General features: G+C 74.9%; 1 protein-coding gene. It reads left to right on the forward strand.

Features of this window, described 5'->3' with window-relative positions:
* On the forward strand, window positions 1-239 hold a 239-nt coding region (locus tag ADK41_RS15375; RefSeq protein WP_037805384.1), incomplete at both ends, for a hypothetical protein.

The following is a 239-nucleotide window of genomic DNA, read 5'->3' on the forward strand; positions in this document are numbered from 1 at the left end:
GTGGGATCGCCGGCCCCGGCCTGCTGTGCTCGGCCGACTACTGGGTGCGCCACGTCCGCGCCACCGTGCGGTTCGCCGATGGTGTGCGGGCGCTGGCCGGGGCCGGTGTGAACGCGTTCCTGGAACTGGGCCCCGACGGTGTCCTGACCGGGATGGCCGCGCGGGTGCTGGACGGCGGTCAGGACGTCGTGTCGGTGCCGGTGCTGCGCAAGGACCGTGCCGAGGAGGGCGCGCTGCTC

The organism is Streptomyces caelestis (assembly GCF_001279005.1).
In the GTDB taxonomy this organism is placed as follows: Bacteria; Actinomycetota; Actinomycetes; order Streptomycetales; family Streptomycetaceae; genus Streptomyces; species Streptomyces heliomycini.